Origin of the sequence: Nocardia salmonicida (assembly GCF_036142455.1) — a bacterium.
GTDB classification, from domain to species: Bacteria; Actinomycetota; Actinomycetes; order Mycobacteriales; family Mycobacteriaceae; genus Nocardia; species Nocardia salmonicida.
This window is the reverse complement of sequence record NZ_CP108014.1, coordinates 2,883,576-2,907,742: the sequence shown is the minus strand read 5'-3', so window position 1 is coordinate 2,907,742 and position 24,167 is coordinate 2,883,576. Positions and strand designations below refer to the sequence as shown.

23 protein-coding genes and 1 pseudogene are annotated in these 24,167 nt (G+C 64.8%); 12 read left to right on the top strand and 12 right to left on the bottom strand.

The annotated features are described in order from the left end of the window. The first annotated feature begins 273 nt into the window (after nt 1–273). The 3 genes from OHS03_RS13845 (at nt 274) to OHS03_RS13835 (ending at nt 3,357) form a co-directional block, all read left to right on the top strand. Entirely contained in the window at nt 274–1,074 is an 801-nt protein-coding gene (locus OHS03_RS13845; RefSeq protein WP_328663109.1) for a crotonase/enoyl-CoA hydratase family protein, read from the top strand. A gap of 118 nt (nt 1,075–1,192) precedes the next feature. Next, the gene (locus OHS03_RS13840; RefSeq protein ID WP_328663108.1) at nt 1,193–2,485 is read left to right on the top strand and encodes a family 1 glycosylhydrolase; all 1,293 of its coding nucleotides are present in this window, start codon (nt 1,193–1,195) and stop codon (nt 2,483–2,485) included. Between the two features lie 50 nt (nt 2,486–2,535). Further along, the gene (locus tag OHS03_RS13835; protein ID WP_328663107.1) at nt 2,536–3,357 is read left to right on the top strand and encodes a lipase family alpha/beta hydrolase; all 822 of its coding nucleotides are present in this window, start codon (nt 2,536–2,538) and stop codon (nt 3,355–3,357) included. Nucleotides 3,358–3,516: 159 nt separating this feature from the next. Here OHS03_RS13835 and OHS03_RS13830 read toward each other — a convergent pair whose 3' ends face one another. Both OHS03_RS13830 and OHS03_RS13825 read right to left on the bottom strand, forming a co-directional pair. Next, nucleotides 3,517–4,014: a DoxX family protein gene (locus tag OHS03_RS13830; protein WP_328663106.1), complete on the bottom strand. Its 498-nt coding sequence runs from the start codon at nt 4,012–4,014 to the stop codon at nt 3,517–3,519. A gap of 28 nt (nt 4,015–4,042) precedes the next feature. Then, nucleotides 4,043–4,795: a dioxygenase family protein gene (locus OHS03_RS13825; RefSeq protein ID WP_328664225.1), complete on the bottom strand. Its 753-nt coding sequence runs from the start codon at nt 4,793–4,795 to the stop codon at nt 4,043–4,045. Between the two features lie 94 nt (nt 4,796–4,889). On the opposite strand from OHS03_RS13825, the gene OHS03_RS13820 reads away from it, so the two are divergent. Both OHS03_RS13820 and OHS03_RS13815 read left to right on the top strand, forming a co-directional pair. Beyond that, nucleotides 4,890–5,342 (top strand): MarR family winged helix-turn-helix transcriptional regulator, encoded by a 453-nt coding sequence (locus OHS03_RS13820; RefSeq protein WP_328663105.1) that lies wholly within the window; start codon nt 4,890–4,892, stop codon nt 5,340–5,342. A 36-nt stretch (nt 5,343–5,378) separates the two neighbouring features. Beyond that, nucleotides 5,379–5,606, top strand: a pseudogene (locus OHS03_RS13815) (IS701 family transposase); the annotation flags it as partial. A gap of 241 nt (nt 5,607–5,847) precedes the next feature. On the opposite strand, the gene OHS03_RS13810 reads toward OHS03_RS13815, so the two are convergent. The 8 genes from OHS03_RS13810 to OHS03_RS13775 all read right to left on the bottom strand — a co-directional run bounded on the left by OHS03_RS13810 (nt 5,848) and on the right by OHS03_RS13775 (nt 14,632). Continuing rightward, on the bottom strand, nt 5,848–6,621 hold the full coding sequence (locus OHS03_RS13810; RefSeq protein ID WP_328663104.1) for a TSUP family transporter: 774 nt from the start codon (nt 6,619–6,621) through the stop codon (nt 5,848–5,850). A 783-nt stretch (nt 6,622–7,404) separates the two neighbouring features. After that, a complete protein-coding gene (locus OHS03_RS13805; protein ID WP_328663103.1) occupies nt 7,405–8,808 on the bottom strand; it encodes a cytochrome P450 in 1,404 nt (467 codons plus the stop codon). A gap of 9 nt (nt 8,809–8,817) precedes the next feature. Next, nucleotides 8,818–10,038 (bottom strand): MAB_1171c family putative transporter, encoded by a 1,221-nt coding sequence (locus tag OHS03_RS13800; protein WP_328663102.1) that lies wholly within the window; start codon nt 10,036–10,038, stop codon nt 8,818–8,820. Continuing rightward, entirely contained in the window at nt 10,035–10,541 is a 507-nt protein-coding gene (locus OHS03_RS13795; RefSeq protein WP_328663101.1) for a hypothetical protein, read from the bottom strand. Before OHS03_RS13795 ends, OHS03_RS13800 begins: the two co-directional genes overlap by 4 nt. Nucleotides 10,542–10,577: 36 nt before the next feature. Then, complete coding sequence (locus tag OHS03_RS13790; RefSeq protein WP_328664223.1) at nt 10,578–10,952, bottom strand: helix-turn-helix domain-containing protein; 375 nt, start codon at nt 10,950–10,952, stop codon at nt 10,578–10,580. 320 nt (nt 10,953–11,272) lie between these two features. Then, nucleotides 11,273–12,538, bottom strand: a complete 1,266-nt coding sequence (locus OHS03_RS13785) for an MFS transporter (RefSeq protein ID WP_328663100.1) — start codon at nt 12,536–12,538, stop codon at nt 11,273–11,275. Further along, entirely contained in the window at nt 12,535–14,127 is a 1,593-nt protein-coding gene (locus OHS03_RS13780) for an FAD-dependent monooxygenase (RefSeq protein WP_328663099.1), read from the bottom strand. Before OHS03_RS13780 ends, OHS03_RS13785 begins: the two co-directional genes overlap by 4 nt. Nucleotides 14,128–14,200: 73 nt before the next feature. Beyond that, the gene (locus OHS03_RS13775; protein ID WP_328663098.1) at nt 14,201–14,632 is read right to left on the bottom strand and encodes a DUF8020 domain-containing protein; all 432 of its coding nucleotides are present in this window, start codon (nt 14,630–14,632) and stop codon (nt 14,201–14,203) included. Nucleotides 14,633–14,933: 301 nt separating this feature from the next. Here OHS03_RS13775 and OHS03_RS13770 point away from each other — a divergent pair, with 301 nt between their 5' ends. Further along, a complete protein-coding gene (locus OHS03_RS13770) occupies nt 14,934–15,728 on the top strand; it encodes an IclR family transcriptional regulator (RefSeq protein WP_328663097.1) in 795 nt (264 codons plus the stop codon). 159 nt (nt 15,729–15,887) lie between these two features. Here OHS03_RS13770 and OHS03_RS13765 read toward each other — a convergent pair whose 3' ends face one another. Beyond that, nucleotides 15,888–16,679, bottom strand: coding sequence for an IclR family transcriptional regulator (locus tag OHS03_RS13765; protein ID WP_328663096.1), 792 nt, complete (start codon nt 16,677–16,679; stop codon nt 15,888–15,890). Between the two features lie 136 nt (nt 16,680–16,815). On the opposite strand from OHS03_RS13765, the gene OHS03_RS13760 reads away from it, so the two are divergent. Continuing rightward, nucleotides 16,816–17,526, top strand: coding sequence for a class II aldolase/adducin family protein (locus OHS03_RS13760; RefSeq protein ID WP_328663095.1), 711 nt, complete (start codon nt 16,816–16,818; stop codon nt 17,524–17,526). On the opposite strand, the gene OHS03_RS13755 is transcribed toward OHS03_RS13760, so the two are convergent. Further along, nucleotides 17,515–17,922 carry a MarR family winged helix-turn-helix transcriptional regulator gene (locus OHS03_RS13755; RefSeq protein WP_328664221.1) on the bottom strand — a complete coding sequence of 136 codons (408 nt, stop codon included), beginning with the start codon at nt 17,920–17,922 and terminating at the stop codon, nt 17,515–17,517. The genes OHS03_RS13760 and OHS03_RS13755 overlap by 12 nt on opposite strands. A 147-nt stretch (nt 17,923–18,069) precedes the next feature. On the opposite strand from OHS03_RS13755, the gene OHS03_RS13750 reads away from it, so the two are divergent. Genes OHS03_RS13750 through OHS03_RS13730 form a run of 5 tightly spaced genes read left to right on the top strand, consistent with a single transcriptional unit; the run spans nt 18,070 to nt 24,057 of the window. After that, nucleotides 18,070–19,149, top strand: a complete 1,080-nt coding sequence (locus OHS03_RS13750; protein WP_328663094.1) for an NAD(P)-dependent alcohol dehydrogenase — start codon at nt 18,070–18,072, stop codon at nt 19,147–19,149. Further along, nucleotides 19,146–20,576: an aldehyde dehydrogenase family protein gene (locus OHS03_RS13745; RefSeq protein WP_328663093.1), complete on the top strand. Its 1,431-nt coding sequence runs from the start codon at nt 19,146–19,148 to the stop codon at nt 20,574–20,576. Before OHS03_RS13750 ends, OHS03_RS13745 begins: the two co-directional genes overlap by 4 nt. A gap of 19 nt (nt 20,577–20,595) precedes the next feature. Beyond that, on the top strand, nt 20,596–22,215 hold the full coding sequence (mhpA, locus tag OHS03_RS13740) for a bifunctional 3-(3-hydroxy-phenyl)propionate/3-hydroxycinnamic acid hydroxylase MhpA (protein ID WP_328663092.1): 1,620 nt from the start codon (nt 20,596–20,598) through the stop codon (nt 22,213–22,215). A 33-nt stretch (nt 22,216–22,248) separates the two neighbouring features. Further along, the gene (locus OHS03_RS13735; RefSeq protein ID WP_328663091.1) at nt 22,249–23,121 is read left to right on the top strand and encodes a fumarylacetoacetate hydrolase family protein; all 873 of its coding nucleotides are present in this window, start codon (nt 22,249–22,251) and stop codon (nt 23,119–23,121) included. Between the two features lie 9 nt (nt 23,122–23,130). Then, nucleotides 23,131–24,057, top strand: a complete 927-nt coding sequence (locus OHS03_RS13730) for a VOC family protein (RefSeq protein WP_328663090.1) — start codon at nt 23,131–23,133, stop codon at nt 24,055–24,057. Nucleotides 24,058–24,167 lie beyond the last annotated feature (110 nt).

The window sequence follows — 24,167 nt, the reverse complement described above, 5'->3', positions numbered from 1 at the left end:
TCGATGTCTCCGACGATCCGAGCGGCGACGGCAGCTTCGCGTTTCCGGTGCCGGCGTGTCAGCGGTGATAGGCCGACAGCGCGGGTCCGGCTCACCAGAGCGGCGAATTGCGCGACGGTCACCCCGCCCGCTAGCAGGTGTCGATTCTTCGACGGTGGCGTTGTCTACGTCCGCACGAGGTTGCCGCGCAGACAACGGGTTTGACGACGCATTCATCTATCAGCGCTTGCCTCCATATGGTGGCGACTCATCCCGAAGAAGGAGCGACAGCAGGTGTCCGAAACGACGAGCATGCAGTCCGACGTCGTCAAGACCGAGGTGCGCGGGAACGTGCTTCTGATCGGGCTGAACCGGCCGGAGAAGAAGAACGCGCTGACCGGGGAGATGTTCCAGGCGCTGGCCGAGGCGTATGAGCGCTACGACCGAGATGACAGTCTGCGCTGTGCGGTGCTCTACGGCGAGGGTGGGGTGTACTGCGCGGGCGTGGATATGACGCAGTTGCGCGAACTCGTCGAGAGTGGCGCGCTTGTCTACGGCGACGGGGACTACGACCCTTTCGGTATCGCGGGTGTCAGGTTGTCGAAGCCGTTGATCGCTGCCGTGCACGGCGTCTGTTTCGCAGGAGGGCTGGAGCTCGCCCTGAGCGGTGAATTCGTCGTCGCTGCCGAAGGCACCCTGTTCGGTCAGCCCGAGGTGTTGCGCGGCGTCTTCGCCTTCTTCGGCGGCGCGGCGCGCTGGGTGGAGACCGTCGGCTACGCGAACGCGCAGCGGTATCTCCTCACCGGCCACCACCTGGATGCCAGGGAGGCGTACCGGATCGGCTTGGTGCAGGAGGTCGTTCCGGCGGCAGAACTGCTCGATCGGGCCCTTCAGCTGGCCAACGAGATCGCGGCAGCGGCGCCGATGGGCGTTCGCTACTCGCTGGCTGTCTCCCGCCGGGCGACCGAGGCGGGGGTTCGGGCCGCCTTCGACATCACTCCCCAACTGCGGGCCGAGATCGTCGGTACCGATGACGCGGCCGAAGGCGTCCGGTCGTTCGAAGAGCGCCGCGCCGGCGTCTACACCGGTCACTGAGCCGGGACGTACCGAGCCACCGCGGATACCCACCTACGAGCTCGACCTACGGGTCGCAAGTGCGCCGCTCGTCGTCGAGAAGAAAGTTGTTATGCGTCAATCATCAATTGTCACCGCGATGCTGTCCGCAGTGGTCTCGGTGCTGGCTCTCACCGTCCTTGCGGCGCCCGCAGCGGCCGACGACCTTCCCGCGTTACCGGCGGACTTCGAGTTCGGTGTCGCTCAATCCGGTTTCCAGTCCGAAGGTTTCAACCAGGACTCCAACTACCTGCGCTACGGCAACGAGGGGAAGCTGCACGAGCCGGTGGGAAACGCCGTGGACTTCTTCCATCAGTACGAGGGCGATGTCGACAGGGCGGCCTCGATCGGGGTGGACAACTATCGCTTGTCGGTGGAGTGGTCGCGCATCGAACCGCGGCCCGGTGTCGACGACCCGGCCGGTTGGGCGTTCTACGATGCGGTGATCGGTCGCATCGTGGCCTCGGGCATGCGCCCCATGATCACGTTGAATCATTGGGTCCATCCCGGTTGGGCGGTCGATCGTGGGGGGTGGAACAACCCGGACATGGCCGCTGCCCTCACCGCTTTCGGACGACGTGTCGTTGATCGCTACGCATGGGCCGAGCCGATCTGGATAACGTTCAACGAGCCGAGCGAATACGTCCGGCGGGAACTGACCTACGGTGGTTTGGCGCCGGCCAACACCGGGACCATGATCGACGGGATCATCGCGGCTCATCGCGCGATCACGACCTACATCCACGCCGTCCAGCTCGGTGGTCAGGTCTCCTCGAACATCGCCTACATCCCCCTGCCCGGGGTGGACCCGGCGCTGGAAGCCGTGTTCTCCGACCGTATGGTCGATTCCTTCGACTTCATCGGCGTCGACCAGTACTACTCGATCGCGCCGTCGGAACTGCCTTCGTTCGTGACCTCGGGCGGCTTGTTCTGGAATCTGCCGCAATCGCCGGAGAGCATATATTACGTGCTGCGCTACTTCGCCGGCAAATATCCGAACAAGCCGCTGCGGGTCATCGAGAACGGATTGGCTACCGACGCGGATCAGAACCGTGCCGACGGGTACCGCCGCGACGACCACCTCCGCGACACCGTCTATTGGATTCAGCGCGCACGCCGAGACGGCATCAACATCGTCTCCTACAACTACTGGAGCCTCACCGACAACTACGAGTGGGGTGAATACGGTCCCCGATTCGGTCTCTACAGCGTCGATACCGTCCACGACCCTGCCCTGACCCGCCGACCGACAGTCGCGGTGGCGGCCTACCGCGAGATCACCGAACACCACGGGGTGCCCTCCACCTACCGGCCGACCCGCCAACCGGCACCGTGCTCACTGATCGCGCTGCCAGACAGTTGCGGCGAGCCGGTGTCGGTCGAGCCGCGCTGACGAGTCTTCGACACCCACCACCACGTTCGGGCTGAGCAGGAGAATCCCTGATGAAACATCGGTCCTTGGTCACACTGGCCTGCTCGGCCCTGGTGCTCACCAGTCCGGTCTCGGCCACCGCGACAGCGGAGCCGATCCCGTCTGTCAACAACTGGAACTGTAAACCTCTGTCCGACAGTGCATTTCCCAGGCCGATCGTCCTCATCCACGGCATCTTCGGCGACATCGAGGACTGGCGAGCGGAGATCGATGACCTCACCACACGCGGCGCCTGCGTGTTCGCCGAGAACTACGGTGCGCATGCCTCGACCGGATACGCACTCAACGGGCTCGCACCCTTGGCGCAGTCCGAAGACGAGCTGTCACTGTTCGTCGATGAGGTTCGTGCTCACACCGAATCCGCCCGAGTAGACCTTGTCGGACACTCCGAAGGAGGCTTGCTCGCCGGTGCTCTCTCCCGGCGACTGGGCCCCAGCGGCGTACACACGGTGGTCTTGCTGGCACCGGCCACCCACGGCGCCGGTCTCAGCGGAACCACCGACCTACTCCACGGTTTGGGCATCGAAGCCACCGTCGACGACATGTTGCGCGCCACTGCCTGCCCGGCCTGCGCGGACATGGCGACCGGTTCGGCATACAGGCAGAAGAACAACAAACCCCCGCTCGCGGCAACCGGCGTGAACTACCACATTCTCGCCCTGCGCGACGACGCTGTTGTATCCCCCGGCGGGACAGCATCGTTCATCGAAGAACCCGGTGTCGAGAATCGATACGCCGATGAACTGTGGCCCGGCTCCGCGTTCCAGCACCCCACCCTTCCTCAACAGCGACCCGTCGTGGATTGGGTGAGGCACAAGCTCCAACGCCAGTGACCGCCTCGATAACTTCGGATGCGAACACGATTGTCGGCAGGGCGCGCTTCGCGCATGGTCAGGCGTTCGACCCGAACCGATCGTGAACGCGGTTCCAGCGCCTGGCCGGTGCAGCGCCTACCTATAAAGAGCGCTGGCAAGTGAGATTTCCTTTGTCGGTCAATTTCGGATGAGTAGGGTAATTCCCGCGGCGACAAAGGCCAGTGCGATCGCCGCGAGGCCGTAGCCGATCTTGTAGTCGCGTAGGCCGGGCACGAACCGGTCCAGTGCGAAACCGCCGGCGCCGGTAAGGGCCAGGCTCGCCGCGGCTACCGCCAGGATCGTTTCGTATTCGACCCCCTTGGGGCTGAAGAAGCCGCCCCATTTCACGGAGATGGCGTTGAGCATCGTGCCGAGGATCGCCGCGGCGGCCAGCGGTGTGATCAGCCCGAGGATCAAGCCGATGCCGCCGAGAGTCTCGCTCACGCCGGCCAGCACGGCGAACGCTTTCGCTGACGGGTAGCCGCTGGCGGCGAAGAAGCGTTCGGTGCCGTCGAGGCCGCCGCCGTCGAACCATCCGAACAGCTTCTGGGTGCCGTGCGCGGCCATCGTCGCCCCGAGGCCGAGGCGGAGCACGAGCAGGCCGGCGCTGGTGGCAGTGGTCGATGTTGTCGTCATGATGTTGTCCTTTTCGTGTTTGCTCGGCTCAGCCGATCTGAATCGAGCGTCGTGCCATTCCGAACCAGTAGCCGTCGATGACGGTGCGTAGGGAGTCGATGTCGTCGAGGCCGGCGCCGAGGCTGAAGAACAGTGGGGCGAAATGCTCGGTGCGCGGATGGGCCAGGCGGGGGGCGGGCGCGGTGTGCTCGAAGTCGAGCAGCGTGTCGAGATCGCGGTCGTCGAGCGCTCGACGGCCCCAGTCGTCGAACTCCGCGGTGAACGAGTGCACGTGCTGGTCGTCGGCGGTCAGCGCTCGCAGGTTGTGGGTGAAGAATCCACTGCCGACGAGCAGTACGCCTTCGTCGCGCAGTGGGGCGAGTAAGCGGCCGAACTTCATCAGGTCCTGCGGATCCAGTGTAGGGATCGAGAGTTGCAGAACGGGGATGTCGGCGTCGGGATACATCTGGGTCAGCGGCACGTAGGCGCCGTGGTCGAGGCCGCGTTCGGGAGCGTCGGCGACCGCGCCGCCGAGCAGCGCGCGGACCCGCGCGGCCAAGGCCGGAGCGCCGGGTGCGGGGTAGCGCACGTCGTAATAGTGCGGAGCGAACCCGCTGAAGTCGTAGACCAGTGGCACGGTTCTGATCGCGCCGATGCTCACCGGCGCCGACTCCCAGTGTGCGGAGACTATGAGGATCGCGCGTGGTCTGGGCAGGTCGGCCGACCAGGCTGCGAGCTCGGCGGGCCAGGTGTCGTGGTCGATCAGTGGCGGAGCGCCATGGGACAGGTAGAGCACCGGCATCGTCACGGTCGTCTCCTTCGGGTCGATTCTAGTCTTGTTCAAATTTGAACAACTAAGCTTGCCCGGATATTCCGCCGCTGGCTAGGGTTGCCGCATGGACGAACCCCGCTGGCTCGACGACGCGGAAATGCGCCTGTGGGACCGATTCCTCGCCGCGGGCGCCCTGGTCGATCGCGCAGTCGACCAGCACCTGAAATCCGAGGGCCTCTCGCACACCCAGTACGAGGTGCTGGTCCGCCTGGCCGCCGCTCCGGACGCCGCGATGCGGATGACCGACCTCGCCGCGGCCCTCTACACCTCCAAGAGCGGGCTCACCTATCAGGTGGGCAAGCTCGAGGAAGCCGGGCTGGTACGCCGGGTCGAGCACGACACCGACGTGCGCGGGGTCAACGCCGTTCTGACCGACGAGGGTCGGGCCCGGCTCGCCGAGGTCGCGCCCAGCCACGTCGCACTCGTGCGCCGGGTGTTCATCGATGTGCTCGATCCGGCCCAGCGTGCGGCCATCGCCGAGGGGCTCGGCGCGGTCACCGCACGGTTGATCGACTAGTACTGCAACGGCACTCGGTTTCAGTATCTTGCCTGCGTGATCATGGATGTTGTTGCAGCCGAACTTGATTCATTGCATGCGAGGATCGGTGGACGGTTCACGCGGTCGGAACCGCGGGCCAGGGCCCGAGAGTATGGGACGGGTCCGATCGCAGGACTGGAGCGCAAGAACGGGTGGACGTTGGCCGAGCGGGCCGGTGAAGTCGGTCCGGACGGGATGCGGCGGTTGCTACGGCGGGCGGACTGGGATACTGACAGGCTGAGAGCATCGCCTTCGGAGTGACGGGAGGCGAACATGTTGAGAAGCGTGTCGTGTCGAAGAGCTGTCTGACAAGTCGAGCAGACCGTTTGAAGGACTGCGACTTCCTTGCCGGACCTGCGCGGAAATCGGCAGTTGCGTGCGTTCGTCAGCTGGTGCCGCGGCCCTCGGGATCGCACGGGCCGCGGCAGATGCGGACGTTCGCGACCGTGCGCCCAGCGGCAATACAGTGCGTTCGGAACATGCCTCAGAGCGCTTGGACGGCATACATCCCCGAGGTCGCTATGGCCACCCCGCCCAAGGCGAAGCGCAGTCCGCGTTCTGGTAGCCGTGGTTGCAGGTGCGCACCGAGATATCCGCCGACCAGCCCACCAACTCCGCAGCTCAGTCCGATCGCCCAGGCTGGGGCGATATCGGTACCACCGGTAGCGATGGCGATACCAAGGTAGGTTGCCGCACCCACGATCGAGGTCACCAGCGTTGAGGTCAACGCGGCCGGGGCGACTTCGGCCAGTGGAACACCTCGGCCGGCCAGGATCGGACTCAGCAATGATCCGCCGCCGATGCCGTAGATTCCGCCCACGACACCGACCAACAGCGCAGCCGTGGTGATGAATCGGTTTGACGGCCGGGGCCTGCCGATCACGGTTCGGTTTGCGGTCCGCAGGCACAACCACACCCCGAGCGGCAACAGCAGTGCCGCCGCGATCAACTTGAACATCGCCGCACTGGGAACCAGGAACACACGCACGAGCGCACCGACGACGACACCGGGCAGGGTGCCTACCAACAGGATTCGAGTCAGCGGGCTGTGTAGCGGCCCTCGTCGGCTGTAGCGCCACAGCGCACCCGGGATCGAGATCACATTGAACAGCAAGTTGGTCGGAGTCACCGCCGGGCTGGGCACCCCCAGCAGACTGATCTGTACCGGTAGCAGGAACACCGCGCCCGATACCCCGACCGGAGCGGTCAGCATCGCGACGACCAGCCCTGCCACGAACCCCGCCACCAGCACATTCACCCACGAAACTATCCCAGCTCCGGGGTGGGGCCGAAACTATTACCCTATAACCGGGCTCACCGAATGGTTGCCGGTGCTCACCGACCTGACCGGCATGCTGACCGCGAAGCCGCCCCGCAGACGGGCGGGCCCGTCGATTGGCTCGGTCGTCCTCGCCCCCGGGTCATCGTAGGCATTTCGAAGGTAGCAACGCTACGAGGACCTTGGAAATATCATCGCGGACACCCATGTCGTCTCCCAGGATGAGCTCTCCGATAGTCGACGTGGTCAGCGAGCGCTGCGGCTGGGACGGTGCCCGATTTTTAGGCCACCGGCAGCAAGGGTTCGTGCATAGCTTCGGCGCGCAAACCTGCGAGCTTCGGGACACGCTCATCTGGGAGACACCCAGTCGTTCGGCGAGCTCGCCTTGAGAAGGCGTGTCGTAGAACCGCCAGACCAAACAACCGGCGATCCTCCGGGGACAGTTGCGCTAGCAAGGGCGCGACGATGATCGTGTCCTCGGCGAGACGGTAGTGGGGATCGTCGGCGCCGAAGGCGTCGGCCACTTGTTGCCTGGCGATAGCGGACTGCGGCGGACTTCGGCCAGCGGCTTCGGCAACCGGGTACTTCTCCGATACGAACTTCCGCACCGTCTGACGCGCCACCTTGCGTAGTTCAGAGAAGCCTGCCTGACCTGCCCGGTCTTCGTCACCACCCCCGAATTCCTTCCCCAGCACCGCCGCCAACTCGAACAGCGTGGACTTGGACGAGCGGTCGCGCTAGGCGGGCCGCTGCTGGCGATGCCTAGCGGCGGCTATGTGCGCGCAGCCGGAGACCTGCAGGCTTGAGGGTGAGAGTTTCGCGGACGTCGAGGTCATAGCCGGGGTCGGATTCCAGGTCGAACTGGTGTAGAAGCACCGCGAGGGTGACCGCTATTTCGTGGTACGCGAACTGGCGTCCGATGCAGGCACGGGGGCCGGTACCGAATGGTTTGTAGACGCGGGGCGGTAGGCCGCGAAGGTTGTCTGGCAGGAACCGGTCTGGGTTGAACTGATCGGCATCGGGGCCCCAGGCGGCGGGGTCTCGGTGGGCGGCGAGGAGTAGCACCAGTACCCAGTCCTTCTTGGCGAATCGATAGCGGCCGCACAGCGTGGTGTCGTGCTTGGCCCGGCGGAAGTACCCGGGGCCGGTCGGCCACAGCCGCAGGGTTTCGTCGATGACGCGGCGCAGACTGCGCAGTTTTGCCACGTCGTCGTAGCGGATGTCCGGGAATTGCGCTGTGGGCCAACGCTCGTCGAGTTCGGCGCGGACGGTCGCGGCGATGTCGGGGTGGGTCGAGAGATAGTGCAGAGCGAAGGCGATGGTGTTGGCGGAGGTCTCGCTGCCCGCGATGAGGAAGGTGAGGATCTGGTTTCGGATGTTGACCGTGTCGAGACGTTCCCCGGTTTCTGGGTCGACGCTGTCGAGCATGAGATCGAGGATGTCGCGATACTCACGATGGGGATCGCCTTTGCGGGCTTCGATGATGTCGTCGACGACAGCGTGCGCATGTGTCAGGTCGGCGTTGTGTCGATCGTGGTCGTCGCGGCGGAAGACCCTGTCGAACAGGGGGAGTACATCGGTGCGGCGGTTGGCGTAGGCGAGCTCACGCACCATCGCTTCGACGAACGAACCGCTGTTCGAATCGGCCAGCGAACCGAAGGAATGCGAGAACCCCGCGCGCGCAATGATTTCGAACGTCAGCTTGTTCGTCGTCGCCGGCACGTCGATCCATTCCGGTGTCGTCGACCAGAGGTCGGTCAATTCGCGGACGGTGTCGGTGATCGCGCCGTGGTAGTTGGCCATCGCCGATTTGGTGAAGGCGGGGGCGAGGATGGTGTGTGCTGTGGCCCAATTCGGCTCGGAGTTGTAGGCGGTGAACAATCCGTCGCCAGCCAGCGGTCGCAGTTTGATCAGCGCGTGTCCGACGTGTTTTTCCCATCGCGACTCGTCGTTGACTTCTTCGACGGCCTCGACCCCGGTGACGATGATCGCGGGGTAACCGAACAGCTTCTGTTCGAAGACCGGCCCCAACTCCCGAGCTTGCTCGGCCAGGCGTTGGCATGGCTTCGCGAAATCGGTGGTCAGAACGTCGCCGAGCAGCGGTAGCCGAAAGCGGGGATGCGGTAGCTTCGCGGATAGCTCTGTAGCGGTGGTCGTCTCGATCATGTTGTGTCCCTACGTCTTCTGGGTCGGTGATTCGGCTGGTCGGTGCGAAGCGGACCGGTCGGCGGCGACGAACCGATGGGCAGGCGACCACCACTTGGCCAGTCGCAACAACTCCGATACCTCGTCTGCGAGGTTCGCTGAGGTCGAGGTAGGTAGCGGCGTTGCCGTCTCGGCACGCGGTGTGATCCCCTCGAGACGATCGTGGGCGGCCCTCGCCAACTGCAGTGCGAGGGTGGCTGTGCCCCATTCGGATCTGGGAATATGCTCTCGCGCAGTGAAAGTCGCGAACATGTCGGGTTCTACGTCGTGAGCGAAGGAGCGCAGCCCGAGCATGGCGTCTCGTATTTCGACCGTCGCACGGTGTAGCTGCAAGGTAGTGATCCGTCGCTCCGACTGGCGCGGCCCAAGCGGAAGTCGACTGTCGGGGAACAATGCCACCATCGCTTGCCATAGTGGACGTAACTGGCGCCACTGCCTGCTTGTCGTGTCGTAGCCGAGCCATCGCGTCGCTGACCGTAGTGGCGGCGCGGCTGACACGGCCACTATGACGGCAGCGATCCAGAAGAAGTTCCGCGGATGGGTCTGCATCCGGTACTCGACGGAATCAAGAAGGTGCAGTTCCTGTAGGACCGCGAGCACCAGCGCGATAGCGGTGGTGACTCCGATGGTCGCTCCGGCTGCCGCGATGCCCGCGAGAACAAGCTTCTCGCTGCGGATCACGCCGGGCTGCCGGTATTCGGTGCGGCACCGGCTGACCATCACATATGCCAGGTAGGTCGGCAGCACCGAGAAACCGACCCACACCAGCACCCCGTCCCAACCGCCGGCTATTTCGACGGGCATGTGGGCGCGTCGTGCTCGTGTACCGGCGATGAGCATGAGGGCCGACAACGCGACAGCGACGGATGCAAACCGAAGACATTGTTGCCGTGCATGTTTGGTATTCCAGCCCGACAACATGCCGACCACGCAGAGGAACGGTGCGATGGAGCAGACGATCGTGCACAGCGTCAATTGCTGAATCGCGGTCACACTCAGCGGGGTGTGCTCGGCGATCGCGTGCTGTACTGCGCGTTCACGCAGCAGTTGGGTCGCGAGAATGATGGTGAGGGTCGTGTTCAGATACCGTTCGGGCGTGCTGCTGGCGAACCAGCGCCAACGTGCGCACACCACCAGCGTCATCGCGACGATGATCGGCCATGCGATCGTTGCCGATACCGCCGAGGTCATTGCTGCCTGAAAAGAACATTGCGCAGACCCTGGCTAGGGCGGTCGGCGGTTGCCGCGACCATGACCAAGGTGGCAAAGGTCTCCGCTTCGCGCTCCAGGCGGTCACCGTAATCCGAGCGTCCCAGCACCGCTCGCACCGTCGCCGGGTCGAGGTCTGGAAAAGCCGAGTGGAGCAACGGATCAGGGGCTCGCGCGTTCTCGGCAGTGCCAGCGGCGCGATCGTGACCGAGCAGCATGTGACCGAGTTCGTGGCACACGATCTGATCGATGTGATACTCCGAGGTCGCGGCCTCGTAGATGATCACGTCCTCGCTGTCGCGCATCAGCCAGATGCCGCACGCGCTGTCGGGCGTCACCGGCAGCTCTAGGTCGGCCGTCGAGATCAGGGTGATGGGCCGACCGCGCAGCGCGGCGACATTCTCGACGAACGTAGTGCGGTGCCACGGCCGGGGAATCGGAAGCCGGGTAACCAGCTTGTCGATTCGCTTCGTCGAATTCCTCATGACGCCGTAGTCCCCACCGGTACGTCCACCCCCAGATCAGCGATCCTGCGACTCGATCGGAGGCAGATTCTCGATCTCGCGCGCACGATCAACGATAGCGGCGATGCTGTCCAACGTGCGAGGCGTAAGCCCCGATGCCCGCAACGCCAGGCCGCGTACCCCGGAATCTTTCATCGCTTGCAGCAGATTCAGCTGAGCAGCGGTCGACTCGTCAGGCTCGGCATCGAGCAGATACGACGCGGACACTCCGAAGAACTGCGCGATCGCGCGCAGATGCTGCACCGTCGGGTTGGACTTCATGCCCGACCGAAGTTGCCACAGATACGCAGGGCTGATCGACACCCCGGTCTCCTCCGTGATCGCGGCCGCGGCAGCGGCATTGGACAGCGGCGGCACCGATGGCTTGCGCATCACCTCGAACAACCGATTGATCTTCGCGGCCAAATCGGTTGGGCTCTCGGGGTTTTCGTGCTGTTGCCCGTCCACTGTTCCCCCCCCTCCTGCGAAATACGGCCGTTTACACCACAGTACAATAGACGGCCATTGACATGTACCAGCGTGCATGACACAGTCGGTTCGTGTACATCAGTACATGTCACTCGGTCTGGATGTGTACTGACGTGGAGGGGGGTCAGTACATGCTGGACTAGGTCGGCGAACGCCGACGGCAACACTCCGGTCGATGAAGCCCGGAGTGTTGCGTCTAGCAGGCTCGGCCATGCCGGTTGGTCTCAGCCCAGGGAAGTAGTGCTGCCTGTGGCGGGTGCTCGAAGCAGAGCAGGGTCGTCAGTCGGCTCCGATGGCGGTGTAAGCGTGCGGGGGAGCAAGGACACGGTCGCGGCCCCCAATATCGCAGGCACCACGAAGGTGAAGAACCCGACCCGTGACGAGGCGAACGTGGTCGTGGCGATCGACAGGTACGTGGGCCCTGCGATCGCGCCGAGCCGGCCGACTCCGAGCCCGAATCCGAGCCCGGTGCCCCGCAGCGACGGGGGGTAAAAGGTGGTCATGCAGGCGATGACCATGCTTTGGCAGCCCAAAGATCCCAGGCCCGCCAGCGCCGAAACCACCAGCAGCAACGGTCGCGGCTGGTTGGTGCTCAGGACCAGCAACGACACCGCGGCCAGCAGGAAGGTTCCCATGGTGACCAGCTTCAGATGCCCGCGGTCGGCCAGCGCGGCGGCGCCGAGACCGCCGAAACTGGCGCCGATGGTGAAAGCGATCAGGAACTCGAGTGAGGAACTCAAGTTGTAGCCGCTCTTCATCATGATGGTCGGAAGCCAGGCAGTGGTGCTGTAGACCAGCGTCATGCTCATGAAGGTTGCGATCCAGAACAGGATGGTGTCGCGTCGGTAATGGGCAGTCAGTAGTTTGCCGACCCCTTCGGGTGCCGAGGTGTGGACCCGATGTGTCGGGCCGGCGGGGACCAGACGCCAGATCACCGGTGCGAGCAGAATCGGCAGGGCACCGATCAGGAACAATATCTGAAAGTGCATGTCCGGCAGCAATACTCGACCCAGCACCGCCGAGGCTGTGCCGCCGATGCCGATGGCGCCCAGGGCGATCGCCAGGTGCATGGTTCGCCGATGTGCCGGGGCGCCGTCGGTGACGAAGGCGCTCACCAGTGGGGCGAGAGCACCGACGCCGATTCCGGTGCAGAACCGGGCGGCGCTGAGCATGTCGAGGTTGGGTGCGAAGGCGGCTAGGAGCATCGACATCGAGATCCATGACACCGCAGCGACCATCGGGATGCGCCGTCCCCACCGATCGGCTGCCCAGCCCGCGAGTATGGAACCGACGGGCATGCCGAGCGCGGTAATGCTGCCGAGTGTGCCCAGGGTCGACGGACTCGCACCCCACGCCCGATCGTGTAGCAGACTGGGGCCGATGGTGCCGAGGGTGAACAGGTCGTAGCCGTCGACGAACAAGATGAGGCAGGCCAGAGCGAGGACGCCGGCCTGTTTGCGGGTCGCGGGTGGGGTGGTGGTTGCGGTCATGGGACTTCCTTGTCTGTGACCTGGTGTGCGGACGAACTTGTGGAGAGAAGGTGCTGTGCGACGCGGGGTGGGTGCCCGATCGCTTGCCGCAATACCTCGCGCGCGCGGGTAGGGTCGGCGTCGGTCCAGGCGATGTGCTGGTCGGGCCGCACCAGAGCGAGACCGGTGCCGGGGTGCTCGACCAGATCGAGCGGAATAGCTTCGGCTCGGGCAGCTTCGATGAATTCCGCGACGATCGGCTTGGTGAGGTCGCCCACGAGGGTGAAGCCGTCGCCGAGGTGGTCGTAGAGAGAATCACCCGGCCCGATCCATCGATGCGGCAGTCGAGAGCCTGCCTCGCCGATGATCGCGGGCGATCCTTGGTAGCCGTAACCGAGGACCAGGCCCAAGCTGTGGAACTCGCTGTCCTTGGCTTGCTGGACAGCGTGGGCGACGGCGGGTCGGATCGTGTCGAACTCGGCGTCGGTTCCGACCAACCGGGGGTCGGTGAGTTCGGGCGCCAGGGTTGCCATATTTCGCGCGGCTTCGACAATTGTCTGCGCCGCAACGGGTTTGCGTTCGATACCGTAGCTGGAGAGCAGCGAGCGCGGTGCCCAGCCGTTGAGTACCGCACCCAGCTTCCAGCCGAGGTTGACCGCGTCGCCGATGCCGGTGTTGAACCCGTGCCCGCCCCAGGGCGGATTGAGGTGGGCGGCATCGCCGACGAGGAAGACCCTGTCAGTGGAGTAGTGGTCGACCAGCAGCAGCTTGGCCTTCCACGGATCGGTGGCGATGACCTCAGCATCGATATCTGCACCGACCAGCGCTCGAACGATGCGCAAGGGATCGCGCTCACCCTCGGCCGCGGTGACGCCCTGGGCGATGCACCACCAGGTGTCGTCGAGATCGAGTCGGCCGATCAGACCCGGCTGCTGTGGGTGCAACACCCAATAATGGATCGCGGGTCCATGGGGGACCTGCTCGGCGAGCCCTGGTGCGCGGAACACGATATTGAAGTTGGGGCGTTCATCGGCGCTGCCTTGGTATTGGGCCCCCATCGCTGATCGGACGGTGCTCCATGCGCCGTCCGCGCCGACGAGATAGTCGGCGCGGATTTCGGTCACGGTGCCGTCGGGGCCGGACAGCGCCGCGGTGACACCCTCAACATCTTCGGCGACGGTGCCCACCGTCCAACCGAGGCGTAGATCGGCGTACGGCGAGGCCGTCGTCGCCTCTCTGAGAACCATCTCGATAGTGGGTTGCCCTACCTGCTGTCCCGGTTCGGCGACGAGGTCGTCGCCGGTCAGGTCCAGGCCGAAACAGCCGTGGAAGCGGGTGATCTCGCGATGGAGCAGTCCCGTCGTGAACACCGCCTGATCGGACCAGGAGACCGGTATCGCGGCGCGGGCACGAACGGTGTCGGCCAGGCCCCACCGGCGGAACAGCTCCATCGTGCGTGCGGAGGTGGTCTTGGCGCGCGGACGTGACCACGACACCTCCGCTCTGGGCTCGACGACGACCGAACGTACACCGTGGTGGGCGAGTTCGATTGCGGTCGCCAATCCGACGGGGCCGCCGCCCGCGATCAGGACCGGGATGTGCTCGGACACGCATCGCTCCTTCGCTGCTCGGGTGATCGAGGATTGCCGTAGATCGGTGACATGGCTGTCGAATGCTGATCGGTCATTTCGCCGGCGCCGGTGCGGGGGAGGGGGCCGGCTGGGTGATGGTCGTGAAGTACTGCACGGCCGCCATGATCGCGACTGGTGCCGTGACCAGCAGCTGACCGGTGAGGGTTCCGAGGGCGTTCTCGGCGTCGAACCGGGGCGTGAGGGTCGCCGTACGGTCCTTGACCTCTGCCGTGATCGGGAACACGAAATCGTCTACTCGGAAGGACAATTCGGTGCCGGCGACCGTTGTTCCGTTCGCCGACCTGATGGCGAGAACGCCGCGGTCGACCACGATGGCGCCGGAATCGAGGCTGATCTGCGTGGATTTCTCCGTCGCTGTTGTCGAGAAGTGCACCGCGGCGTCGGCGGGTTCTGCCGAGGCTAGTGCCGGGACAGCGCCGAGCACGGTGGTGAGCAGGACGGAGGTGACGATCATCTTCTTCATCACGGGTGCCGGCGAGTAGCGTGGCCCGTTCGGTGTAGTTGGCGATGCGCATCATTGCGCCCTTCATCTGAATGGTCGGGAGTCCGCGGTGGCTTCTCATCGCTGTGAATGCCGCGTGTTGCAGCGCGGTGATCGGTCGTCGACAGACTCCGGATAGATCGAATGCAGGAATCGGCTTCGAGTGAGCCGGGCGATCGAGCTGGTGTCAGGGGCCGGCCTCGAATCGATGTCTTATCTTTTGTCGAGTGGTGGCTGTCACAGGTGTTGCATGCCACTCAGTGGCACAAATGGGAGCGAAGTCGTGGGACTCGACAATGATCCGGATGTACCGGCCAAGAACACCGGAGAGCCGGTCCTCGACCGTGCTTTCCGGCTGCTGGGTGCCTTCTCCGCAGCCGAGGAGCGCCTGTCGTTGACCTCGCTCAGCGTGCGCAGTGGGCTACCTAAATCGACCGCGCTGCGGATGGCTGGCAGGTTGGTGGAATTGGGCGCCATGGAACGCACCGGCGACGGGCACTACGTCATCGGCTTGCGGCTCTACGAGATCGCCTCCTTGGCACCGCGCAGCCACGGGCTTCGCGCTCTGGCGTTGCCGTATATGGAGGATCTGCACCTGGCGACCGGCCAGCACGTGCTGTTGGCGGTTCGGGACGGGTACGAGGCAGTGCTGATCGAGCGGCTCTCGGCGCACCGGGCGGGACGTGTGATGTACCGGGTCGGCGGGCGAATGCCCTTGCATGCCACCGGGGTGGGCTTGGCGCTGCTGGCGTATGCGCCGGGCGAGGTGCAGGAGGAGATTCTGCGCGGCGACCTCACCCTGCAGCCGGAGAACCTCGTCAGAACGCCACCAGAGCTACGCAGGATTCTTGCCCGGGTGCGTGTTGAGGGGATCGCGACGACCATGCGCCCTTACCCGGACCCGATGGTCTCTGTCGCGGCGCCGATTCTCGGGGCGCGCAAGGTCATGGTTGCGGCGCTATCGGTGGTGGCGCCGACGGGTTCTGTCGATGCGGGATCCCTGCGGCCGGCCGTGGTCGCGGTCGCTCGCGCGATCTCTCGTCAGCTGGGTCACCGCGATGCCGACCAGTCGACTTAGGAAAACCACGACGACTGCGACGGTGATGTTGCGGACGTGCGAACTGCCCGCGTCACAGAGGTCGGCAAGATTGTGCTGTGTAGTGACGAGAAGGCAATCAGAAACCAGCGGGATGGCCGAGTTGCATGTCCTGAATCGCAGGTCTGGTAAAGGCCGTGTTCAAGCGTCGCGGAGTACGAGTTGCCGGGAGATCTCGGCGGCAGCATCGCAGACTGCGCTTTCGACATCGCGCAGCTGTGTTCGCGGCACTCGGGCAGCGAGGGCGGCGATGCTGACCGCTGCACAGACTGCCCCGTTGGCATTGCGAATGGGGGCGGCGACGCCCAGGATATGCGGATCGAGTTCGCCCTGTGAGACAGCGAAGCCGACCTTGCGGATGTGGGCCAGACGCTTTCGCAAGAGGTCGGGCTCGGTGAGGGTCTTGGCGGTGAACCGTTCGAGTGGTGCCAGTTCGAGTACTGCGGTTACTTCGGCGGGGTCGGCCCATGCCAGTAAGACTTCGGCGGCAGCGCCGGCGTTGATCGGCAACACCTGGCCGCGTTCGTAGGACAACCGCACGGCCTGTTGGGCTTCGACGAGGTCGAGGCAGACCACAGACCGTCCGGAGCGGCGGGTGAGCAGGACGGTCTCGTTGATCTGCGCTGCCAGTGATTGCATGACAGGTAAAGCGGCTTCGGATAGCCCGAGACCAGCGCGGGCCAGCCGGGCGAGTTGGAAGATTCTCGGTCCCAATCGAAATCCGCCTGCTGCTTCCTCGATGAAGCCGCCGGTGGTGAGGCTCTGTAGATAGCGATAACCTGTCGACCGCGCGACGCCCAGTTCGGTGGCAACTTCGCTGCCGGTCCACACCGGCTTGTCGGCCGAGAACAAGAGCAGGATGTCGAGTGCTCGATCCGCGGTTGAATTTCGTTCACGGTAGGTGCTGTTCGACGGCACGTTGCGTTCGGTCATGACGACACGGTAGACGGCATATCATGTCCTGTAAAACAGGATGTTGCTGTTGATATGTAGGACTGTGATTCTACGGTGAGTCCTGGAGCAGCTGAGATGGCTCCACTCGTGCCCGCACGTTCATCGAAGGGAAGTCATGGAAGACGTCAAGGATGCAGTGGTCCAGGCGAGTCGAGCGTTGGCCGTCAGCGGCCTGGGTGACATGGTCTGGGGACATGCCTCGGTGCGCGACCCGCACGGGGGTGGCGTGTGGATGAAGGCGTCCGGCTGGGGGTTCGAGGAGGTGGACCGCGACAAGGTCGTGTTGGTATCCCCGTCCGGCGACGTGGTCGAGGGCGCGGGGCCTCGCCATCTGGAATTTCCGATCCATACAGAGGTCATGGGCGTTCGCCCCGATGTAGGCGCTGTGGTGCATACGCATGCGCCGACGTTGGCGGCGTTCGCCTCGCTTGATTGCGACTTGCTCCCGATCTCTCATGACGCGGTCCCGTTCACTTGTCCGCAGTTGCCCCGTTTCACCGAAACCGGGTCTCTCATCGCGACGCGCGAATTGGGCGCAGCGCTCGCGCGCAGTCTGGGCGAGGCGAACGCGGTTCTCATTCCCAATCATGGTGCGGTGACCGTCGGCGCTGATGTGGGCACTGCGGTGATGTATGCGGTCCTCCTCGAACGAGCCTGCCGTACACAGCTTCTCGCCGCCGGGGCCGGTGGCCCGCGGGTGTGGTCCGATGACGACGAAGTTCGGTTCAAGCGCGATCAAGTCTGGAACTCGGCGCAGCTCGACGCGGGCTGGCGGTACCTGACCAGGCGAGTCGAAATCGGCCCGGAGGACGGGCTAAGCCGATGAAGTGAGTGCCGTCGCGAGCGCGCGTAGATCCGGCAGTGCTGCGGCAATCCTTGCCTGTGCTTGCTCGCTGAGTTGCGCAAGCGCGCCTGAGACGCCCGCGTCCAGCCTGTCTGCGAGTTCGGTGCTGGCGGCGAGCATTTTCGGCGTCGGATGCAGCTGCACGACGCGCCCATCGGCGGGGTCGCCGCGCCGCTCGAGGAAGCCGTCCTTGGTCAGGTTGGAGACCAAGGTGCTGACATTGTTGGCCTGCATATGCAGCGCCTCGGCGATCTCGCGGACGGTGATCCCGGGTTTGCCATCGACAAGCCTCAATACCTCGACCTGAGCGAGAGGGCGGGGGGTCTCTCCCTGTGGTGACCCCTGGCTCTGGCGGAGCGCTCGGTTCAGCGCCCACATCGTGCGGGTGAGGTCTGCGGGCAGGTCGTCGCGGGATCTGGGCACACTGCAGCTTACCTCTAGCGATAGATGCTTTTGGCTCTCGTTGTGTCCTGCATTACAGGATGCATATTTTGTAATGCAGGACACTGTCGTAGCGTGACGGCTATGCCGATTGATACGACCGCTGGTGTTGCGCGCGTCGGCGCGGACACCTTTTCCTGGGAGCGAGTAGTCCTGGACGACCCCGGCCCCGGCGAGGTGCTGGTCCGCCTGGTGGCAACCGGTGTCTGCCATACCGATCTGTCTGTTCTGGCCGGGCGTTTACCGACACCGCTGCCAGCGGTTCTCGGACACGAGGGCGCGGGGGTCGTCGAAGCCGTCGGAGAGGCGGTATCCACCACACAGGCCGGCGACCGAGTCGTACTGTCCTTCACCTCCTGCGGCGCTTGCCCGCGCTGTCGTACCGGTAGGCCGACCCAGTGTCCGACCTACTACTTCGGTGCTGCACGACCGGACGGGAGTACACCGATTCGCGATCACGCGGGGGCGCCTATCGGAGGACTGTTCTTCGGTCAGTCGTCCTTGGCTTCCTACGCCGTTGTATCCGAGCAGAGCGTGGTCCCTGTTGCCGTCCGCGACGAAGACGAGCTGGCCATGTTCGCTCCGATCGGCTGTGGAATCCAGACGGGTGCGGGTGCTGTACTCAATCTGCTCGAGCCCGAACCAGGCAGCCGGATAGCGGTTTTCGGTGCAGGCGCCGTCGGCCTGTCCGCAGTCATGGCCGCGACCCTGTCGGGCACGGCGGACATAGTCGCCGTCGATCGGGTCGAATCCCGACTCGACCTGGCTCGTGAACTCGGTGCCACCGCCACGGCACGCAGCGTGGAGGGCTTGCACGACTTCGACTACGTCATCGAGACAACGGGTGTACCCGAACTTCTCGAACGTGGTCTCGAAGCAGTTCGACCCGGCGGCACGGTGGCCATCGTCGGCGCACCCCCGGCGGGTACACGCATCGGTGTCGACGTCAACGCCATGATCGACGGTCGCACGCTGCTCGGCGTGACCGAAGGCGGCAGTGACCGCACCACTTTCATTCCTGCCTTGATCGACCTGCACCGCGCCGGCCGACTGCCGATCGATCGGCTCGTGCGCTTCTATCCACCGTCCGAGTTGGACCGAGCTGTCGCCGACGCCCGCAGCGGCATCACCATCAAACCCGTCATCCGATTCGAGGCCTCATGACAATTCCGCACGCTCGCAACCTGATCGATGGCACATGGCGCGAGGGCCACGCCGTCGGCTCGAGCATCGACCCGGCGACGGGCGAGCAGCTGGGTACCTTCGCCGATTCCGGCGAAGTCACCGCTCGTGCCGCCATCGATGCCGCTCGTCAGGCATTCGACACCACCGCTTGGTCTTTCGACCGCCGGGCTCGCGCCGACGCGCTGTTCGCACTCGCCGACGCTATGTCCGCCCGCCGCGACGAATTGGTCGAGCTGTTGTCCAGGGAGAACGGTAAGAAGCTGGCCGACGCCGCCATGGAAATCGACTCGACGATCCCGAAGCTGCGCTACAGCGCCGCCCTGGCGCTCACCGATACCGGCCGTGCCGCAGAGATCGCTCCGGGAATGTACTCGATGCTGCTGCCCCAGCCGATCGGCGTCGCTGCCGTGATCGTCCCGTGGAACTCGCCGGTCATCCTGGCTGTGCGATCATTCGCGCCCGCGCTCGCCGCAGGGTGCACGGTGGCCATGAAGATGCCCGCGCAAACCGCGCTCACCAATGGGCTGCTCTACGAACTGATCGCCGAAACCATGCCGCCCGGTGTACTCAACGCGTTCACCGAATCAGGTAATGAGGGTGCCCCACTGCTGGTTTCGGACCCCGACACCGATGTCATCAGCTACACCGGGTCGACCGATATCGGCCGTGCCATCATGGCGGCCGCTGCACCTGGGCTCAAGCGAGTCTCCCTCGAACTCGGCGGTAAATCCCCGATGATCCTGTTCGACGATGCCGATCTCGACGCGGTCGTCCCGGTCCTGACCGCGGCGATCACCACATTCGCCGGGCAATTCTGCATGGCGGGGAGCCGAATCCTTGTCCAGCGCGGCATCTCCGACGAGCTCCGCGCCAGAATGGTCGATTCCCTGTCGCATGTCCGGGTCGGTCCCGGAACCGACCCGGACACTGATATGGGACCACTGATCGATCGTGCGGCCGCAGAGCGGGTAGACCGCGCGATCGGTGACGCCTCCGACTACGCCCAGGTGCTGGTACGCGGGGGCCTGATCAACCCGGTCGGCTCCGACGCATTCGTTCGCCCCGCATTGATCGAGGTAGCCGACCTGTCCACGCCGATTGTCCAAGACGAGGTCTTCGGGCCGGTGGCAACCTTCGAGATCTTCGACGACGAGTCCGACGCCATCGATCGTGCCAACGCCACCCAATTCGGTCTGGCCGCCTCGATTTGGACCCGCGACGTCGACCGACCACTGCGTCTGGGGCGCCAGATCGATGCGGGCACCGTCTGGACCAATACCTGGGGCGTCACCCACGACCAGATGGAAGAGGGGGGATTCAAGCACAGCGGCGTCGGTCGACTCAACGGTCATCGAGCCCTAGAAGAATTCCAAGAGCTCAAACACTTTGTCCACCAAGGCAAGTAACGGACTGTAGCGAGGAACAATGCACAATTCGGATCACGACGTGGTGATCATCGGCGCGGGTCCGGTCGGACTGGCGGCCGCGCGCATGCTCGGACTCCGTGGCCACAACGTCGCCGTAGTGGAACGCTGGCCAGAGCTCTACCCGCTCCCGCGAGCGGTACATTTCGACGACGAGATCGGACGGGTCTTCGGTTCGATGAATCTGACCGCAGAGATCGAAGCGGTCTCGGACGCTGTGCCTGACCACTACGAATGGCGCAACGCGGCGGGGGCAGCGTTGCTGCGCATCGACTGGTCCGGCCGTGGGCCGAACGGGTGGCCCACGGCCAATTTCTTCTCCCAGCCTCAGCTCGAGCAGGTACTGGCGGCCTCGCTCGAGAACATGCCCGATGTGACGCTGATCCGCAGTGCCGATGTTGTCGATATCGAAGAACGAGCCGACGTTGTCGTCGTGGGGGCAGCTGACACGGTGATCGCCACACCGGGAAAGCTCACTCAGGCGACTGCGGTGACGCGCACGTTCACCGGGCGCTACGTCATCGGCTGCGATGGCGCGAACAGCCTGGTACGTCGGCATATGGGCGCCTCGTTGCACGATCAGGGCTTCTTCTTCGACTGGCTGATCGTCGACACTATCCCGACCGATGACCTGGTCTGGTCACCGCAGAACTGGCAGCTGTGCGACCCGGCACGCCCCACCACGATCGTATCGGGTGGTCCAGGTCGGCGCCGTTGGGAGTTCATGCGCCTGCCTGGCGAAGACCCCGCTGAGCTCGGCACGCTCGACAAGGCATGGGAGTTGCTGGACGCGTGGGGTCGAACGCCGGCCAACACTGAGTTGGAAAGGCACGCGATCTACACCTTTGCCGCGCGCTGGGCAGATCGTTGGCGTGCGGGGCGACTGGCGATCGCCGGTGATTCCGCACACCAGATGCCACCCTTCGCCGGACAGGGTATGTGCTCCGGCCTGCGGGATGCGGCCAACCTCACCTGGAAACTGGACCGCGTACTGCGCGGCGTCTCGGAACCCGAACTGCTCGACACCTACACCAGCGAACGCAGTGTGCATCTTCAGCACGCGATCGCCATGTCCGTGGAATTGGGAAAGGTGATCTGTGTGCTCGACCCTGAGCAAGCCGCCCACCGTGATGCGCGCATGATCGCCGGCGGGGCCGATCCCGCGGTAGTGCTGCCGGTCGCGGCCCGACCTGTTCTCGGCGTCGGCGCTGTGCGCGTCGGCGACGGGCTGGCAGGCACGCTGGCCCCGCAGTTCTCGGTCACTGCCGATCGAACTCGGCAATTGCTCGATGCGGCAACCGGATACGGCGCATTGCTTCTGCTCGCGACCGATGAACCGGCTGTCACGGTGGTAGGCGAGTCGGTGCACCAGGCGTTGACGGCCGGCGAAGTCGCTCCGGCGACCATTGCTGCTAGCGGCAGTCCCGATCTTTTCGACCACAGCGGCGCGTGGTCGCAGTGGATGACCGCCCACGAGGTCGCTGCGGTTCTGATACGGCCCGATCACTACATCTTCGGCGCGGTCTCGACGATCGACGAAGCCCGCTCGCTGGCTGCCGAATACGCGACCTGCCTGATGACCGGCAACGCGATGCCAGCCCCTACTTCCGGCGTCTCCTGACGTATCGAACACCATCCAGAGGAGAAACTCTTCATGCGTATCGCCAATGTGCACGGCCGCGGTGTCATCGTTTTCGGTAAAGACGGTGACGAAAGGGCAGCCGATATCGCAACAGCGTCCAGCGGCCGCTTCGGCCCCGATTTCGCCAGCATCTACTTGAATTGGTCCGCCCTGCGCGATTGGGTGGCCGAACTGTCGCCCGAGCGCCTGCAGAACTACTCGTTCACGCTGGACCGCGCTCAGCTGGGCGCGCCGTCGCCGTCGCCTCGGCAGGTGTTCGCGGTAGGCCTGAACTATCGCGCGCACGCCGCGGAGTCGGGGTTCGAGGTTCCCGAGCACCTGCCGCCGGTGTTCACCAAGTACGTCTCCAGCTTTTCCGGCCCCGACACCACCGTGACCATCCCCGATGGCGGCAACGTCGATTGGGAGGCCGAACTCGTAGTGATCATCGGCCAACAATTGCACCGGGCAGAACCAGCTCAAGTCTGGCCGGCGGTGGCCGGACTGACCGCCGGTCAGGACATCTCGGAACGGATCTCCCAAACACGTGGCCCGGCACCACAATTCGGGCTCGGCAAGTCCTTCCCGGGCTTTTCGCCGCAAGGGCCGTGGCTCGTCACCCCGGACGAGTTCGCCGACCCCGACGATGTGGAGTTCGGGTGCTCGATCGACGGAGAAGAGATGCAGAAGGGCCGTACTCGGGATCTGATCTTCCCGGTGCCGACCCTCGTCGCGAAACTGTCACACACCGTGACGCTGTTCCCCGGCGATGTCATCTTCACCGGCACCCCCGCAGGCGTGGGCCTGGGCCGTGACCCCAAGCGGTTCTTGCGGCCCGGCGAACGCCTCGACACCTGGATCGAAGGCATCGGCACGCTCCGGCAGACATTCACCGCGGCAGAATAGGTATCAGCCATGGCAATGCATGGACTGGGCAAGGTCACCATCGGCGTGCCGAACCCAGCGGAAACAATCGAGTACTATTCCGAATTCGGCCTGGCTCACCTCGGCGACGGTCGATTCGCCACCCGCGACGGCGGCGAACAGCTACAGGTTGTGCATTCGCCGCTGCGGCGATTGGTGGAACTCACCGTCGCCGCCGATGACCGCGACGATCTGGGCTCGGTCGCCAGCAGACTGACCGCACTCGGAATACCGAGCGAGCAGGATCCGACCACAGTATGTGCTGTCGAACCGGTCACCGGTACCCTCGTGCGCGTCGTGGTGCGTTCCCGAATCAGCGTCGAACCACCTGTCCCTTCCACCCTGTACAACGGCCCCGGACGCATAGATCGTTGGGGCCGGGCGCCGTTCCTGTCCCGCACAGAACCGGTCCAGCCCCGCAAACTGGGGCACGCGGTACTCGGAAGCACAGACCTGGCCTCGACCATGCGGTTCTTCGTCGATGGCCTTGGTTTCAAAGTGAGTGACTACATGGGGGAGAAGGCGGCTTTCCTTCGCTGCTCGGTCGAACACCACAATGTGCTCGTCCTGGCTGCCCCGGTGAACTTCATGCATCACACCAGCTGGCAAGTCGACGATATCGACGAGGTCGGTCGCGGTGCGCAAGCTATGCTCGAAGGCCACCCGGAACGCCACATCTGGGGACTCGGTCGTCACTATGCCGGCGCCAACTTCTTCTGGTATCTCAAAGATCCCGCGGGCAACTTCTCCGAGTACTACTCCGACATGGACACGGTGCCCGAGGACGATCTGTGGTCTCCGGCGGTTCTCGAAGGGCTGCAAGGGCTTTACGCCTGGGGCCCTCCTCCTCCGCCCTCGTTCCTCGAACCCGACGACCTGGCCGCGCTCATGACCGGTGCCCATTCGACTCGGGGCTGAGGACCGGAGGTCTCCGGCCGCACCGCCGCGTCAGGCTGTGCGGCCGGAATCTCCAGCGCGGCCGGCGCGAGGGAAAGTTCGACGTGAGTGCGATGGCCTTCCCACGGCCT